This window comes from Bradyrhizobium tropiciagri, assembly GCF_018130505.1.
Lineage (GTDB): Bacteria > Pseudomonadota > Alphaproteobacteria > Rhizobiales > Xanthobacteraceae > Bradyrhizobium > Bradyrhizobium tropiciagri_B.
The window spans coordinates 42036-57998 of record NZ_JAFCKH010000012.1 but is presented as its reverse complement, the minus strand read 5'-3'; the positions used below and the strand labels follow the sequence as shown (position 1 = coordinate 57998).

The 15963-nt window shown below is 65.9% G+C and carries 13 protein-coding genes; 7 read left to right on the top strand and 6 right to left on the bottom strand.

Translation table 11 applies throughout. The annotated features are described in order from the left end of the window. Positions 1 to 4 precede the first annotated feature (4 nt). From JQ633_RS27785 to JQ633_RS27770, 4 genes are all read right to left on the bottom strand, one after another. Positions 5 to 631, bottom strand: a complete 627-nt coding sequence (locus tag JQ633_RS27785) for an FMN-binding negative transcriptional regulator (RefSeq protein WP_211988300.1) — start codon at positions 629 to 631, stop codon at positions 5 to 7. A 171-nt stretch (positions 632 to 802) separates the two neighbouring features. Then, entirely contained in the window at positions 803 to 1405 is a 603-nt protein-coding gene (locus JQ633_RS27780; RefSeq protein ID WP_211988299.1) for a hypothetical protein, read from the bottom strand. A 163-nt stretch (positions 1406 to 1568) separates the two neighbouring features. Beyond that, positions 1569 to 2081: a DUF1465 family protein gene (locus JQ633_RS27775; RefSeq protein WP_211988298.1), complete on the bottom strand. Its 513-nt coding sequence runs from the start codon at positions 2079 to 2081 to the stop codon at positions 1569 to 1571. Positions 2082 to 2634: 553 nt separating this feature from the next. Next, entirely contained in the window at positions 2635 to 2826 is a 192-nt protein-coding gene (locus JQ633_RS27770) for a DUF1192 domain-containing protein (protein WP_211988297.1), read from the bottom strand. Between the two features lie 269 nt (positions 2827 to 3095). On the opposite strand from JQ633_RS27770, the gene metG reads away from it, so the two are divergent. The 3 genes from metG (at position 3096) to JQ633_RS27755 (ending at position 8840) form a co-directional block, all read left to right on the top strand. Continuing rightward, on the top strand, positions 3096 to 4775 hold the full coding sequence (gene metG / locus JQ633_RS27765; RefSeq protein WP_211988296.1) for a methionine--tRNA ligase: 1680 nt from the start codon (positions 3096 to 3098) through the stop codon (positions 4773 to 4775). A gap of 68 nt (positions 4776 to 4843) precedes the next feature. Further along, complete coding sequence (locus JQ633_RS27760; RefSeq protein WP_211988295.1) at positions 4844 to 5842, top strand: NAD(P)H-quinone oxidoreductase; 999 nt, start codon at positions 4844 to 4846, stop codon at positions 5840 to 5842. 121 nt (positions 5843 to 5963) lie between these two features. Then, positions 5964 to 8840 (top strand): EAL domain-containing protein, encoded by a 2877-nt coding sequence (locus JQ633_RS27755; RefSeq protein ID WP_211988294.1) that lies wholly within the window; start codon positions 5964 to 5966, stop codon positions 8838 to 8840. A gap of 94 nt (positions 8841 to 8934) precedes the next feature. Here JQ633_RS27755 and JQ633_RS27750 read toward each other — a convergent pair whose 3' ends face one another. Next, positions 8935 to 9213, bottom strand: a complete 279-nt coding sequence (locus JQ633_RS27750; protein ID WP_211988293.1) for a hypothetical protein — start codon at positions 9211 to 9213, stop codon at positions 8935 to 8937. A 123-nt stretch (positions 9214 to 9336) separates the two neighbouring features. Between JQ633_RS27750 and JQ633_RS27745 the strand changes: the two genes are divergently transcribed. Both JQ633_RS27745 and JQ633_RS27740 read left to right on the top strand, forming a co-directional pair. Continuing rightward, positions 9337 to 10830 (top strand): GGDEF domain-containing protein, encoded by a 1494-nt coding sequence (locus JQ633_RS27745; RefSeq protein ID WP_211988292.1) that lies wholly within the window; start codon positions 9337 to 9339, stop codon positions 10828 to 10830. 136 nt (positions 10831 to 10966) lie between these two features. Continuing rightward, positions 10967 to 11158 (top strand): hypothetical protein, encoded by a 192-nt coding sequence (locus tag JQ633_RS27740; RefSeq protein WP_211988291.1) that lies wholly within the window; start codon positions 10967 to 10969, stop codon positions 11156 to 11158. Between the two features lie 248 nt (positions 11159 to 11406). On the opposite strand, the gene galU is transcribed toward JQ633_RS27740, so the two are convergent. Beyond that, positions 11407 to 12282 (bottom strand): UTP--glucose-1-phosphate uridylyltransferase GalU, encoded by an 876-nt coding sequence (gene galU / locus JQ633_RS27735; protein WP_211988290.1) that lies wholly within the window; start codon positions 12280 to 12282, stop codon positions 11407 to 11409. Between the two features lie 261 nt (positions 12283 to 12543). Between galU and JQ633_RS27730 the strand changes: the two genes are divergently transcribed. Next, positions 12544 to 13920 carry a lytic murein transglycosylase gene (locus tag JQ633_RS27730; protein ID WP_211988289.1) on the top strand — a complete coding sequence of 459 codons (1377 nt, stop codon included), beginning with the start codon at positions 12544 to 12546 and terminating at the stop codon, positions 13918 to 13920. Between the two features lie 281 nt (positions 13921 to 14201). After that, positions 14202 to 15905 carry an SGNH/GDSL hydrolase family protein gene (locus tag JQ633_RS27725; RefSeq protein ID WP_211988288.1) on the top strand — a complete coding sequence of 568 codons (1704 nt, stop codon included), beginning with the start codon at positions 14202 to 14204 and terminating at the stop codon, positions 15903 to 15905. The last annotated feature ends 58 nt before the right edge of the window (positions 15906 to 15963 follow it).

The following is a 15963-nucleotide window of genomic DNA, read 5'->3' as shown; positions in this document are numbered from 1 at the left end:
GACCTCAGTTCGCCGGGATCATCGCCGCGACCTCGCGGTCGACGTGATTGTCGCTGGCGCCGAGCCCGGCGATGACACCGGCGCGATCCTCGAGCTTGCGGTTCTGGCTCATCTTCTTCTTGGCATCGAGCCGCGTGACCGGCATCCGCAAGCCGACGATGCCGCGCAGCTGCGCCTTGATGAAATCATCAGGCGCATCCGAGACCTGCCATGCTTCCTTGCGCGAGCTCTCGTGCAACTCGGTCAACCGCGTCACGACCGCGAGCAGGCGGTCGGCATCCTCGAAGAATTCGACGGGGCCGTACGCGTGCACGGCAACGTAATTCCAGGTCGGCACGACCTTGCCGTGCTCGGCCTTGGTCACATACCAGGACGGCGTCACATAGGCGTCGGGCCCGCTGAAGATCGCCATCGCCTCGTCGGTCGCGGGCGTCTTCCACTGCGGATTGGGCCGCGCGACGTGGCCGTACAGCGTGCCGAACTCGCCCTCGCCTGCGTCGAGGATCAGCGGCAGCGGCGTTCCGATCAGACCGTCGGCGGTGGCGGTGACCAGCGTCGCCAGCCGCGACGCCTTCATCGCGGCGTGGATCGCGCCGAGCTCGTTGATCTCAAAGTGCGGCGGCAAATACATGGCAGACCCTTTGGCAGACCTCGTCAGCTATCGACTCGCACAATAGCGCCGATGTGGTCTATGATAAGGGCCACTTTCGATCATATCGACTGAACCACTATGCCGCGCCCGCGCACCACCGTCAGCATCCCATGGCATGGACAGCTCCGCGGCGGCTCGATGCCGATCGAGCTATTTCTGTTCGGCCTGCTCCGGCCGAATCGTCATGGTGTGCACACGCTTCGGCTCAGTTAACGAGTTCGGCCCTGGCCCCGCTTCCTGCTTGACGGATCCGATGCGCACTTTGGCGTCCTCTATCAGCGCAGCGCACGTCGATTGATCGATAGTGAACTCAAAAGGAGCCCTATTGTCGGGCGAGGCAAGAACTTGATGTATTACGACTCCATCTTTTTGAAATAGCGATACGCTACCATCAAAGCAAAACTTGCCGGCAAATCGAAGTCGCTGCTCCTCGCCTTCGGCTTTGTCGCGAGGAAACACACGCGTATCATTCGCCCTGTAATGCACCACGACGACGTTGTCGTGCGACGTTGCAAATTCGAAGGTTCTCGACGGGGTCGCCGTTTTCGGCATCTTTGCGTCAATCGCGCGAGCCATCGCGTCGATCGAATGAGCAATCGCATGGGCCATTTCCGCAGGTGTCTTGGGGGGCGCCTCCAGGCGGCTGGCCGTTTGGCCGCCAGCCTTGCCAATAGCCGCCACAACAAGCGGTACCGCACACGCTGCGGCAATCAGCGACCTTCGCCGAGAAAACACCTTGATCGTCCTCCGCACCGAACTACCCGCCGACACACAGCAAAGCGATTGTGCCTCAAGCCTGAAGCTAGGAACAGGCTCTGCGAGAGTTGGATTGGTCGCGTGAGCGCACACACGGCCCAATACGAATGATGGCGCGGCCTACGCCGCGCCATCTGTCGTTTTAGGATGCCTTGCGCCGTTACCGCTCGAACGCGGCCTTCAGGCGGTTGAGTTGCGGCACCAGCGGATTGCCGATCGACGAGCGATCGGGCGCCGGGGCGTGGATCGTGGTGTCGAGCCGGCGCACGCGCGCTTGCAGGTCCATCGAGCGGGCGATCAGGACCTGCAACTGCTCGGGCAGCTTCGCGATCATGTCGGTCGGGCCGGGATCGGCCGCGGTGAGCTTGACCTTGGTCTTCTCGCGGTTGGCTTGCGTGAGCGTCATCTCGCCTTCCTTGACCGCGCGGTGCAGCAAGAGCCAGGAGGCGAGCTGCATCAGGCGGGTGGTCAGGCGCATGCTTTCGGTGGCATAGGTCAGGCTGACGGAGCGCTCGAGCGCCTTGGCCTCGGTGCGGCCGTCGCCGTCGAGATAGGCCGCGGTCTGCTCGACCAGGTCCATGCCTTCCCGGAACAAGACGCCGAATGCCGCCGAATTGGTCAGCCGTTCACTGAACAGCACGAGACCGGATTCGCTCTGGGAACGATCCGCCATGGTTAACGCCCTCACAACACCGTAACGCCCACCGGCATCTGTCGGGCCGGCTTATGATGAACAAATCATTGCGCGGGCGCGCCGAAGAGTCCAGCCGCAACCGGATTTATGGTTTCCAGCGACCGGGCGCACAAAAAAGAGCCGCCGTTTCCGGCGGCTTTTGAAGTTGATAACAGGGAGGCGTCAAACAGAGTGGACAGGAGCCACTCGGTGTCCAAACGAGGACAATACAAGTCATAATCGAGAAAGCTTAATTGATCGTAAATGAACGGATTTCTTTAAGCTTCGTTTGCCATGTCGGCCAGTGACCGAGTTTGGGACAGGTGGCGCAAAGTCGCGAGACTGCGTAGCCCGGATGGAGCGCAAGCGTAATCCGGGGCCGGTGCAAACGCGGATGGACCGTTCCCGGATTGCGCTTCGCTTCATCCAGGCTACGACGGGGAATCTGTAGGATGGGTGGAGCGGAGCGATACCCATCATCTCACCGCGCGGGAGCTATCGATGGGTATCGCTTCGCTCCACCCATCCTACGATAGTGGTGAGCGTGGCGTGCCTACGATTTGAAGAACGCGTTGGCGGCGTCCTTCGACGCTCGCTTCTTCGACATCGCCTCTTTCAATCGATCGACTTCGGCATTGAGCAGCGCGATGCGCTCGGTCAATTCCTCGACCGACAACAGCGAGAGATCCTGTCCGATCTCATGCGTGATCTTCTTCCTGGGACGGTCCTCATCCTCAATCGGCATATGGCCTCCCGGCAATGATGATCTGGCGGCGCGCGCCCAGAACTGATACAGTGTCCGTGCAAGGAGAATTTTGCAGTGACTTTGGTGTGCGTGCAACAGCTGACGCGAATGCCCCGGCCCGACCGCAAGGAGTCTGACCGGACGGGATAACGCGCGCCTGCGCGAGGCATGAGCCGACCCCAAGCCCTTCCGATCACGCGGGAGGGCTTTTTGATTTTTCCGGTTTGATTTTCCGGGGTCGGCATCAGCCAACGCGAAAGACCGCACCCATGACCAAAATCCTCATCACCAGCGCGCTGCCTTATGTGAACGGCGTCAAGCATCTCGGCAATCTGATCGGTTCCCTGTTGCCCGCCGATGTCCATGCCCGCTTCCGGCGGCAGGTCGGCGACGACGTGCTGTTCATCTGCGCCACCGACGAGCACGGCACGCCGGCCGAGCTCGGCGCCCTCGCGGCCGGCCAGGACGTCAGGACGTTCTGCGATGCGCAGCACGATATTCAGGCCGGCATCTACCGCCGCTTCAACCTCTCCTTCGATCATTTCGGCCGCACCTCCTCGCTGCACAATCACGCGCTGACGCAGCACTTCTGCCGACGGCTCGACGCCGCCGGCCTGATCGAGGCGCGCAACGTGCAGCAGGTGTACTCGCCCGCCGACCGTCGCTTCCTGCCCGACCGCTACGTGCTCGGCACCTGTCCGCATTGCGGCGATGGCGGCGCGCGCGGCGATCAATGCGACCATTGCGGCGCGCTGCTCGATCCGCCCGAATTGATCGATCCACGATCCGCCCTGTCGGGCGACCGCACGCTGGAGATCCGAGACAGCCGCCACCTGTTCCTGCGGCAGTCGCAGCTCACCGCAAAGCTCAATGCCTGGATCGACGGCCGTACCGGATGGCCGCCCTTCGTGGTGTCGACAGCGAAGAGCTGGCTCACCGCCGATCTGCGCGATCGCTGCATCACGCGCGATCTCGCCTGGGGCATTCCGGTGCCGCGGGACGGCTTCGACGGCAAAGTGTTCTATGTCTGGTTCGATGCGCCGATCGGCTACATCGCGGCGACGCAGGAATGGGCCGATGCCGCGCCCGGCCGCGACTGGCGCACATGGTGGTGGCGGGCCGACGACGTCAGCTACATCCAGTTCCTCGGCAAGGACAACATCCCGTTCCACACCGTGAGCTTTCCGGCGACGCTGCTCGGCTCCGGCGAGCCGTGGAAGGCAGCCGACGTAATCAAGGGCTTCCACTGGCTGAATTACGAAGGCGGAAAATTCTCGACCAGCCGCAACCGCGGCATCTTCACCGATGCGGCGCTGGAGGAATTGCCGGCCGATCTGTGGCGCTGGTGGCTGATCGCCAACGCGCCGGAGAGCGCCGACACCGACTTTGGCATCACGAGGTTCGTCGCCGATGTGAACAAGGACCTCGCCGACATCTTCGGCAACCTCGTCAACCGCATCATCAGCTTCGCGCATCGCGCCTTCGACGGCAGCATCCCCGCGGGCGGCACGCCCGGCGACGCCGAGCGTCGGCTTGCCGATGAACTGGAGCTGCGCATCGCAGCGCTCCGCCGCCAGCACGAGGCATTGGAGTTTCGTGCGGCCGCCGCCGCGACGCGCGCGATCTGGGATATCGCGAACGCCTATCTGCAACACGCCGCACCGTGGACCGCGATCAAGACCGATCCCGCGCGCGCGGCCGTGGTGACGCGGACCGGGCTCAACCTGGTTCACGTCTGCGCGACGCTGGCGTGGAGCATCGTGCCTGGCCTTTCGGATCGCGTGCGCGGCGCCTTCGGCTGCAGCGACGCCGTGCCGCGCTGGCCCGCTGGCCCACTCGCCGCCCTGCTCGACGGCGAGGCCGGGCGCGCGATCGAAAAGCTCGGCCCGCTGGTCGAGAAGATCACGCCTGAGCGAGCAGGCCATCTAGCCGCGCGGTTCGGGGCTTGACGGCGTTTCAGTTCGGCGGGAAAGGCGCTATGCCATCCGCCGAACCCTACTCTGACCAAGGACGCACCATGCCAAACCTGCCCGCGCAAATGACCGTCGTCGCCATCAGCAAGCCGGGCGGCCCCGAGGTGCTGGTACCTGAGACCCGCGCGCTGCCGGTGCCGAAGGCGGGCGAGATCCTGGTCAAGGTCGCGGCCGCCGGCGTGAACCGTCCCGACGTCGCGCAGCGCTCCGGTTCCTATCCGCCGCCGCCCGGCGCGAGCGACCTGCCCGGCCTCGAGATCGCGGGCGAAGTCGTCGCGCTCGGCGAAGGCGCCAAGCACAAGATCGGCGACAAGGTGATGTCGCTGGTCGCCGGCGGCGGCTACGCGCAATATTGCATCGCGCAGGACGCGCAGGCGATGACGGTGCCGCCGTCACTATCGATGCAGGAAGCCGGCGCGATTCCGGAAACGCTGATGACGGTGTGGCACAACGTGTTCGAGCGCGGCGCGCTGCAGGCCGGCGAGACGCTGCTGATCCACGGCGGCTCGTCGGGCATCGGCACGATGGCGATCCAGCTTGCAAAGGCGTTCGGCAGCAAGGTGATCGTCACCGTCGGCGGACAGGACAAGGCGGATGCCTGCCTCAAGCTCGGCGCCGATCACGCGATCAACTACAAGACCGAAGACTTCGTCGAGAAGGTGAAGACGATCACCGGCGGTGCCGGCGCCAACGTCATCCTTGACATGGTCGGCGGCGACTACATCGACCGGAACTACGATGCCGCCGCCGTCGAGGGCCGCATCGTGCAGATCGCGTTCCTGTCGGGAACACCGAAGGCATCGGCCAATTTCGCCAAGCTGATGACGAAGCGGCTGCATCACACCGGCTCGACCCTGCGTCCCCGTAGTAATGCGGACAAGGCGGCGATGGTCGCCGCGATCGAGGCCAAAGTGCTGCCCTTGCTGCGCGAGGGCCGCGTCAAACCGCTGATGGACAGCACATTCCCGCTGGAAAAGGCCGCCGACGCGCACCGCCGCATGGAGACCAGCGAACATATTGGCAAAATTGTGTTGGCGGTTTAACGATGAACACGGGAGCGAGGGGCGGAAACCCTTTGATTCCCTTCGCTTTCGTGTCATTTATCGCGCCACCACCGAGCCGCTCGCAAGGCGCGGGCAGTTTGTCGATCGCGGAGTACTGACATTGCGTCTGATCAGGTGCCTTGCGCTGCTCGCGCTGGGCTTCATGATGTTTGCCGCTACGCCAAAGGCGTATGCGATCGACGCCGTCAGCGTCCGCAGTGATGCGCCAGCGATCGACCTCACCGCGGTCCTCGACCATCAGCGCAGTGAAGCCGACCGCATCCAGGTCTCCACCGCGCCCGGTACCGACGGCATCGTGCGCCGCATCGAGGTTCGCGCCCGCGAAGGCGGCCAGAACTGGGTGGTGTTCGCACTCGCGAACAACACCGACGACCAGCTCGACCGCCTGATCGTTGCACCGCATTATCGCATCGTGTCGTCGGGCCTGCTGTGGCCCGACCTCGGCCTGTCGCGCATCGCGACCATCACGCCGTCGGTCGGCGACCGCCCCGAGCGGCAGGAGAGCCCGACCGCCGACGTGTTCCGCATCACGCTCGATCCCGGCGCCGTCGTCACCTATGTCGCGGAACTGCGCACCGACAAGCTGCCGCAGCTCTATCTGTGGGAACCCGAGGCCTACAAGGACAAGGTCAACTCGTTCACGCTCTACCAGGGCATCGTGATCGGCATATCCGGTCTGCTCGCTCTGGTGCTCACGATTTTGTTTGTGGTGAAGGGCAGCATCATGTTCCCGGCCGCCGCGGCGCTGGCCTGGGCGGTGCTGGTTTATATCGGCGTCGATTTCGGCTTCTGGGGCAAGGTGCTCGACATGTCGAACAACGCCGAGCGCGTCTGGCGCGCGGCGGGCGAGGCGATCCTCGCGGCGACATTGCTGGTGTTCCTGTTCGCTTACCTGAATCTAAGCCGCTGGCATGTGCGCTATTCGCACATCACGCTCGGCTGGCTGGTGTTCCTCGGCGCGCTGGTGGCGCTGGCGCTGTTCGATCCGGCGGTCGCCTCCGGCATCGCGCGGATGTCGCTGGTGATGATCGCCTTCGCCGGCTTCGCGCTGATCGTCTACCTCTCGACCCACGGCTTCGACCGTGCGGTACTTTTGATCCCGACCTGGTTCCTGCTGGTGGTCTGGGTGATCGCGGCCGGCATGACGGTGGCGGGCTCGGTCACCAACGACATCGTCGGCCCGGCCCTGCTCGGCGGCCTCGTGCTGATCGTGATGCTGATCGGCTTCACGGTGATGCAGCACGCCTTCGCCGGCGGCGGCGCCACCACCGGCATCGTCTCCGATGTCGAGCGCCGCGCGCTGGCGCTGACCGGCTCGGGCGATCTGATCTGGGACTGGGACGTCTCCGCCGACAAGGTGTTCACCAGCCCCGAGACCGAGGCGCTGCTCGGGCTGAAGCGCGGCACGCTGGAAGGCCCGGCCGCGAAATGGCTCGAGGTGCTGCACCCGCTCGACCAGGACCGCTTCCGCGCCGCGCTCGACAGCGTGCTCGATCAGCGTCGCGGCCGCCTGGTGCAGGATTTCCGCCTGCGCACGCCGGACGGCCACTTCATGTGGTTCGCGCTGAAGGCGCGGCCGGTGGTCGGCTCCGACGGCGAGGTCTCGCGCGTGGTCGGCACGCTGACCGACGTCACCGAGTTCAAGAACTCCGAAGAGCGGATGCTGCACGACTCCGTGCACGACAACCTGACCGGCCTGCCCAACCGCAAGCTGTTCATGGACCGCCTCAGCGCGGTGGCGAACCTCGCCAAGACGGTGCCGAACCTGCGGCCGACCTTGATGGTGATCGACCTCGACCGCTTCAAGCAGGTCAACGATTCCGTCGGCATCGCGGTCGGCGATTCCATCCTGCTGACGCTGGCGCGGCGGCTGACCCGGATCCTCAAGCCGCAGGACACGCTGGCGCGGATGGCCGGCGACCAGTTCGGCCTGATCCTGTTGTCCGAGCAGGACCCGGCGCGGATCACCAATTTCGCCGAGACCATCCGCAAGACCATCCGCGCGCCGATCGCGTTCAACGACCGCGAGATCTTCCTGACCGCCTCGATCGGCCTCGCGCTGTCCGATCCGCAGTCGCCGATCACGGACGAGATCATCAAGGACGCCGAGCTTGCGATGTATCACTCCAAGCGGATCGGCGGCGACCGCATCGACGTCTACAAGCCGGCGATGCGGGCGCGCAAGACCGACCGCCTGACGCTGGAGAGCGACCTGCGGCGCGCCATCGAGCGCCAGGAGATCACCATCCTGTACCAGCCGATCGTGCGGCTCGAGGATCGCGCGATCGCCGGCTTCGAGGCGCTGGCGCGCTGGGACCATCCCAAGCTCGGCCGGATGTCGCCGTCGGAGTTCATCAACGTCGCCGAGGAGACCGGCCTGATCGTCGATCTCGGCATGTTCGTGATGGACCAGACCGCGCGCCAGCTTGCGGTGTGGCAGCGCGCGATGCGCGCCCGCGATCCGATCTTCGCCTCGGTCAACGTCTCCTCGCGGCAACTGCTGCGCCACGATCTGATCCACGATATCCGCACCGTGCTGTCACGCTCGTCGGTGGCGCGCGGCACGCTCAAGCTCGAGCTGACCGAATCGCTGGTGATGGAGAACCCGGAGCACGCCGCGCAGATGCTGGCGCGGATCCGCGAGCTCGGCACCGGGCTGTCGCTCGACGATTTCGGCACCGGCCATTCCTCGCTGTCCTATCTGCAGCGCTTCCCGTTCGACACCATCAAGATCGACCAGTCGTTCGTCCGCACCACCAGCCGCGGCACCCGTCCGGTGATCCTGAAATCGATCATCGCGCTGGCCCACGATCTCGGCATGGAAGTGGTGGCCGAAGGCGCCGAGACGGATTCGGATGCCGTCGAGCTCTACCAGCTCGGCTGCGAATACGCGCAGGGCTTCGCCTTCGGCGAGCCGATGGACGCCGACGCCGCGACGCGGCTGCTCACCGAGGAACGGCTCGAGGCTGCGAGCTAACTCTTGTCGTCCCGGCGAAGGCCGGGACCCATACGCCGAGGCCCGTCCGTGACGCGCTGGGGCGGGTTGCCTTCGCTACAACAATGCCCTGTGGTTATGGGTCCCGGCCTGCGCCGGGACGACGGTTGGGCATCTTCTTGAACTTCACGCTCTTCCCGTCGGCCTGGCGGGTGGCGATGTAGCCGCCGTCGAGGCAGGCTTCGCGCTGCGGCATCTTCTCCTGCGGGCTGCGCAGCGTTTCCCACCACGACGCCCGGTGCGCGGCGCGCGGCAGCGCCGCATCGATGATCGTCTCGATCTCGTCGAAGGTCAGCACGAATTCGGGCAGGTGCTGCTTCTTCAGATAATCGCGCAGCGCGTCGTAGTCGTTCACAAGGCCCTCGGTGACAAGATTTACGTTCCCGGCAACCACCCGTTAACCCATTCGGCGGCCGCTGTCGCCACTTAAGGCGACAACAACGTTTCCCGATGCATGACGGGCGCTCTGGAGCGGGAAATGCCATTTCAACGGGGAAAAGAGGCAAGGCGGCGCTGGCGGATATCGGCGAAACTGCTGATCATCTCGTCGGTCGCAACCGTCATCGGCTTCTCGGCGATCTGCGCCAGCGTGATGCTCGACATGCGCCGCGGCGAAGAAGAGATCGCCCGCCAGACGCTGGAGAACCTCGCCGCGGGCATCGACGCCGACATCAGCCGCAACATCGAGCTCTATGACCTGTCGCTGCGCGCGGTCGCCAGCAATCTGGAGATGCCGGCGATCCGCGACGTCAGCAAGGAGCTCCGCCACCTGATCCTGTTCGATCACGCCGCGACCGCCAAGCATTTCGGCGCGATCCAGGTGTTCGACCCGGCCGGCAACCTCTCGATCGACGCCGCGAGCCTCGATCCGCGGCCGGAGAACCGCGGCGACGAGGAGTATTTCACGGTTCACCGCGACCATCCCGACACCGGGCTGTTCATCAGCCGGCCGATGCTGCATCGCGGCGCCTACGCCATCGTGCTGAGCCGGCGCATCACCGGCGAGGACGGCCGCTTCCTCGGCGTCGTGGTCGGCTCGATCCGCTTCAGCTATTTCCACGACCTGTTCGGCAGGCTGAAGCTCGCGCCCGGCGACACCATCACCGTGCTGCGCAGCGACCGCACCATCATCATGCGCACGCCGTTCGATCTCGACGTGATCGGCCGCAACCTCGCCCAGCAGCTGGACTGGAAGTCGGACAATTTGAAGGAAGGCGGCGCCTTTGCCGGCAAGGGACCGGTGGACGCGACGCCGCGGCTCTATGTCAGGCGCAACAGCGCCAGCCCGCTCTATGTCGTGGTCGGCAAGCCGCTCGAGAGCGTGTTCAACCTGTGGCGCACCGAGGTAATGCGGATCGGCGCCATCATGGCGGCGCTGATCATGTTCGTGCTCTCCACCACGCTGGTGCTCGCCCGCGAGATCGGCCGCCGCGCCGACGCCGAGGACAAGCTCGAGGAGATGGCGACGACCGACGCCCTCACCGGCCTGCGCAACCGGCGCAAGTTCGATGCCGAGATCGAGCTCGAATGGCGGCGCGCGGCGCGGCAAGGCCAGCCGGTCGGGCTGCTGATGATCGATGCCGATCACTTCAAGGCCTACAACGACACCTTCGGCCACCAGGCCGGCGACCAGGTGCTGGTCGGGATCGCGATCTGCATCTCGGACGCGGTACGCCGCGCCGGCGACTGCGCCGCACGGTTCGGCGGCGAGGAATTCGCGGTGCTGCTGCCCGGTGCCAGCCCGATCGAGGCCTTCAACGTCGCCGAGACCATCCGTCTCAAGGTCGAGCAGTGGTGCGAGGGCGAGCTGATCACGACGGTGAGCGTCGGCGTCGCCAGCATCAAGCCGGCCGCCGGCCAGCAATGGTCCAACCTGGTCGAGGCCGCCGACAAGGCGCTCTACGCCGCCAAGGCCAACGGCCGCAACCAGTCGGTGCTGGCGAGCCCGCAAAAGATCGCGCTGGTGGCGTAAAAGCCTCGCGCACGCCCCTCGTCCCAAGGTAGCCGGCACCGGGGTTAACCATCCTGGGGGTATAGCGGTAGGCAGCCGGCAGGGTGTAGGCTGATACCCGTGGGCGTGTATTCATCAACGGCAGCGAGGTGTCGCCATGCCATTGCTGGAATTGCCGCACTGGCTGATCGTGGCCGGAGCATGTCTTGTGGTTGTCGGGTTCGTCGGGATGGTCTTCGGCGGCCCAAGGAAGACCGCCGAGTACGAACCGGAGCTGCTTCCCGGTGACCTCGACGCCTGGAAGGCCGAGCAACAGCGATCGACGGAAGAGCACAGAAGCGCGGCGTGAGCGGCTGGCGTCGTAGATTGCTCGGGTGGCGAGAGGCTTTCGCGCCGCTCTCACCCCGTCGTCCCGGCGAAAGCCGGGACCCATAACCACAGCAGCGTGTCGTTGAAGCAGGCTGTGGCCCCAGCGTTGCACAACAACAAACATCGGTGGTTATGGGTCCCGGCTTTCGCCGGGACGACACTGAGTTTGTTGCGCGACTGCTTCGCAATTTTGTCGCGGGCTTCCTCGCAATGACCGCTGCGAGAGAACTACTCCCCCAGATACTTCTTCATCTCGGCGATCAGCCCGTCGCGCAGTTCGGGGCGCTTGAGGCCGTAGGCGATGTTGGCGCGCAGGAAGCCGGCTTTCGAGCCGCAATCGTGGCGCTCACCCTCGAACTCGACGCCGTAGAATTTCTGCGACTTGGCGAGCCCGATCATCGCGTCGGTGAGCTGGATCTCGCCGCCGGCGCCGCGCTCCTGGGTTTCCAGGATCTTGAAGATCTCCGGCTGCAGGATGTAGCGGCCGGTGATCGAGAGATTCGAGGGCGCGGTGCCCTTCGGCGGCTTCTCCACCATGCCGTCGACCTCGAACATCTTGCCGTTGCGCTTGCCGACGCCGCAGATGCCGTATTGATGGGTGAGATGGTCGGGCACCGCCTCGACCGCGAGCACGTTCGCCTTGTCGCCGAGCTGGCTGGCCGCCTCGATCATCTGCTTCAGGCAGCCCGGCGTGTTCAGCACCAGCTCGTCCGGCAGCACCACCGCGAACGGCTCATTGCCGACGATGTCGCGCGCGCACCACACGGCATGGCCGAGACCCAGCGGCGCCTGCTGCCGCGTAAAGCTCATCGCGCCGGCTTCGGGCTGGCTCTGCGCCAGGATGTCCTGCTCGGCCTTCTTGCCGCGCGCGGCGAGCGTGGTGTCGAGCTCGAACATGCGGTCGAAGTGATCCTCGATCACGCCCTTGTTGCGGCCGGTGACGAACACGAAGTGCTCGATGCCGGCTTCCCGCGCTTCGTCGACCACGTACTGGATCAGGGGCTTGTCGACGATGGTCAGCATTTCCTTCGGCATGGCCTTGGTGGCGGGCAGCACGCGGGTGCCGAGACCGGCGACGGGGAAGACGGCTTTGCGGATTTTCATGGAGATCGGAAGCCTTGCAACGGTTGGGATTGCGCGAACTCTTTAACTCTGACGCGTTTCCTTGAAGCGAACCGGACAGCCACTTCGCTCGAAAACGCTACCCGGTTTGCAGCCGCTAACAAAGGCGGATGTGTGGTGCGGCATCTTTTCACCGCTGCTTTCGGCCAAACCGCGCCCGGCAACAAAATCTCGCCCATGTTAAGCTGTTGGAAACCGTAGCCGGGCCTTCTGAAACGGCAGTTTTTTGGCAGGCAGATGACAATGCGCTCGACGGGAACATCGAGGACCAGCCGTGTCGGCGCGATCCTGATCGCGCTGCCGCTGCTGTTACCGGCAGCCGCCTCGGCCCAATCCGCGGGCAACGGGCTGACCGGCCTGATCGACAGCATCTTTTCAGGATCGAACGCGCCGCCGCAGGCCGCGACCGGACAGAATGGAGCGCCGCCGCCCTGGAGCGGCGAGGACGGCGCCTCCGGTCATCCGCTGATGACCGCGGCCGCGATCCGCGAGGCCGCCGCGAACTTTCAGAACTGCGTCGCCGCGATGTGGCCGGATGCCGCACGGCGCAACATCACGCGGGAGAATTTCGAGCGCTTCACCGCCGGGCTCGAGCCCGACCTGCGCATCATGGATCTCCTCGATTCGCAGCCGGAGTTCACCAAGGCGATCTGGGACTATCTCGACATCCTCGTGAACGACAACCGGCTCGCCAAGGGCCGCGAGATCCTCGCCAAGTACAAGCCGCAGTTCGACGCCACCGAGAAGGCCTATGGCGTCGACCGCTACATCATCGCGTCGATCTGGGGCATCGAGTCGAACTACTCGACCCAGATGGGCGACCGCAGCGTGGTGCAGTCGACCGCGACGCTGGCCTGCATCGGCCGCCGCCAGGCCTATTTCAAGGACGAGTTCCTGTCGGCGCTGGAGATTCTCAACCGCGGCGACCTCAAGCCCGAGCAGATGCGCGGCTCCTGGGCCGGCGCCTTCGGCCCGACCCAGTTCATGCCGACCGCGTTCAAGCGCTATGCCGTCGACAGCGATGGCGACGGGCGCCGCGACGTCGTCGACGATCCCGGTGATTTGATCGCCTCGACCGCCAACAATCTGAAGAAGGACGGTTGGCAGAGCGGCGCCAGCTGGGGCTATGAGGTCGTGCTGCCGAAGGGCTTCAACTACATGCTGGCCGACCGCGCCAAGGCGATGCCGCTGTCGCAATGGGAGCAGCTCGGCCTGAAGCGCGCCAACGGCCAGCCGTATCCGCATCCCGGCGAGAAGGCCTACCTGCTGGCGCCCGCCGGCGCCGAGGGGCCGGGTTTCCTGATGCTGCAGAATTTCCGGGTGATCATGAAGTACAACCCCGCCGAGGCCTATGCGCTCGCGATCGGTCATTTCGCCGACCGCCTGCGCGGCGGACCGCCCTTGGTGCAGCCCTGGCCGCGCCAGGAACGGGTGCTGTCGCGGGCCGAGCGGCTGGAACTGCAGCAGCTGCTGGCCCAGCGCGGCTTCTACAAGGGTACGCCGGACGGCCAGTTCGGCGGCCAGACCCGCGAGGCCCTGCGCGGCTTCCAGGCCTCGATCGGGGCGCCGGCGGACGGATTTGCCACATCAGAGGTGCTGGACCGGCTCCGGGGACAGTAACAGACCGCTCCCGTAGCCCGGATGCAGCGCAGCGAAATCCGGGGGTTCTCACCCCCCGGCTGGTCTGTTCCCGGATTGCGCTTCGCTCCATCAGGGCTACGGCGGAACGGGTGTGGCGCGTATTCCACCCGTCCCCGCTCCAAAGTAACCGTGAAATCCGATATTTGCCGGCTGCCTTGACGGCAGCCGGAAGCACCCGATTTATGGTGGAAAAGCTGCCCGCATGCGGCCCGATTCCGCTAGTATGCGTGGGTACTTCCAGACCATTGCGATCGCACCCCATGCCGAAGCCGAAGTCCTTCTTGCGCGTGTTCACCGAAGCCGGCCCGCTGGTCGCGCTGACGGTGGCGCTTGCGCTGCTGGTCGGCATCGCGCAGCCGGCATCGGCGCAGTTCTTCGGCTTCCCGGGTTTCGGCTCACCATCGCCGCCCCCGCGTCACGCGCCGCCACGTGGTGGCGGTGGTGGTGGCGGCTGGTTCGGCGGCGACTTCTTCGCGCCGTTCCAGCAGCAGGCCCCGCAATCGCAGCAGCAGCCGCAGCGGCCGCGCGAGGACTTCTCGCGCGCTCCGGCGCCGGCCAAGCGTGAGGCCACCGCCGAGCGCAACGTGCTGGTGCTCGGCGACGCCATGGCCGACTGGCTCGCCTACGGCCTCGAGGACGCCTATTCCGACCAGCCCGACATGGGCGTGATCCGTAAGCACAAGACGGTGTCCGGCCTGATCCGCTATCAGCCCAAGGGCGATCCGGCGGACTGGGCCGCGGCCGCGCGCGGAATTCTCGCCAACGAGAAGCCCGACGCCATCGTCGTGATGCTCGGCCTCAACGACCGCACCGAGATCCGCGAAGCGGCCGTCGAGAAGAAGACCGACAAGAAGGACGAGAAGAAGGACGCGCGCGGCAAGCCGGACGCCAAGGCGGACGCAAAGCCCGGCGACAACGCGGCAAAGCCCGACGACAAGCCGGTGGATCCTGAACTGGCGCCCGACGACGCGCCGCAGGCCGCGCCGGAAAAGACCGTGCGCTCGCCGAACGGCCTCACCGAATTCCGCGACGACCGCTGGGTCGAGCTCTACAGCAAGAAGATCGAGGAGATGATCAACGTGCTGAAGAGCAAGGGCGTGCCGGTGCTGTGGGTCGGGCTGCCCGCGATCCGCGGCCAGAAGGGCACGTCGGACATGCTGTTCCTCGACGCGCTTTATCGCGACGCCGCCGGCAAGGCCGGCATCACCTATGTCGACGTCTGGGACGGTTTTGTCGACGAGGCCGGCCGCTTCATGCAGAAGGGCCCCGATTTCGAGGGCCAGATCCGCCAGCTGCGTACCTATGACGGCGTGTTCTTCACCAAGGCCGGCGCGCGCAAGCTCGCGCATTATGTCGAGCGCGAAGTGACGCGCCTGCTCGCGGTGCGCTCCGGCCCGATCGCCTTGCCGAGCGAGCCGGTAGCCCCCGACACCAGCGCCGAGCCGGGCAAGCCTTCGCCGCGGCCGCTGGCGGGTCCCGTGCTGCCGCTGGTCGCCTCCACGGTCGGTACCGATCAGCTGCTCGGCGGCCCGGGTTCGCGGCCCGCCTCCGTCGACGCGCTCGCCGCGCGGACGCTGGTGAAGGGCGAGCCGCTGGCGGCCCCCGCCGGCCGCGCCGACGACTACGCCTGGCCACGCCGTGAGATGGGCCGCGAGCAGGCCAAGGGCGACGTCCCGGTCGCCGCGACCACGCCGGCCGCACCGGCGGCAACCGCGCCTGCCAATCCGCCGCCCTCGACCACCGCGATTGCGCCTGACGGCAGCATCATCACGGCACCGCAGAAGCCGGCGCAGAAGCGGATCTTCCGCCCGGCCCAGACCCAGCCGCAACCTCAGCCCCAGCCGCAGCCTTGGCTGCGCGACCTGTTCGGCTTCGGCGGATCGCCGCAGCCGCAGCGCCCGCTGGCCCCGCCGCGTCCACCGCGGCCGCCCGGCAATGTGGGACGTTCGGCGGCAATGCAGTAGGCAGGGCTGACGCCTTCACTTCCGTCTTTGCGAGCAAAGCGAAGCAATCCATCCCCTC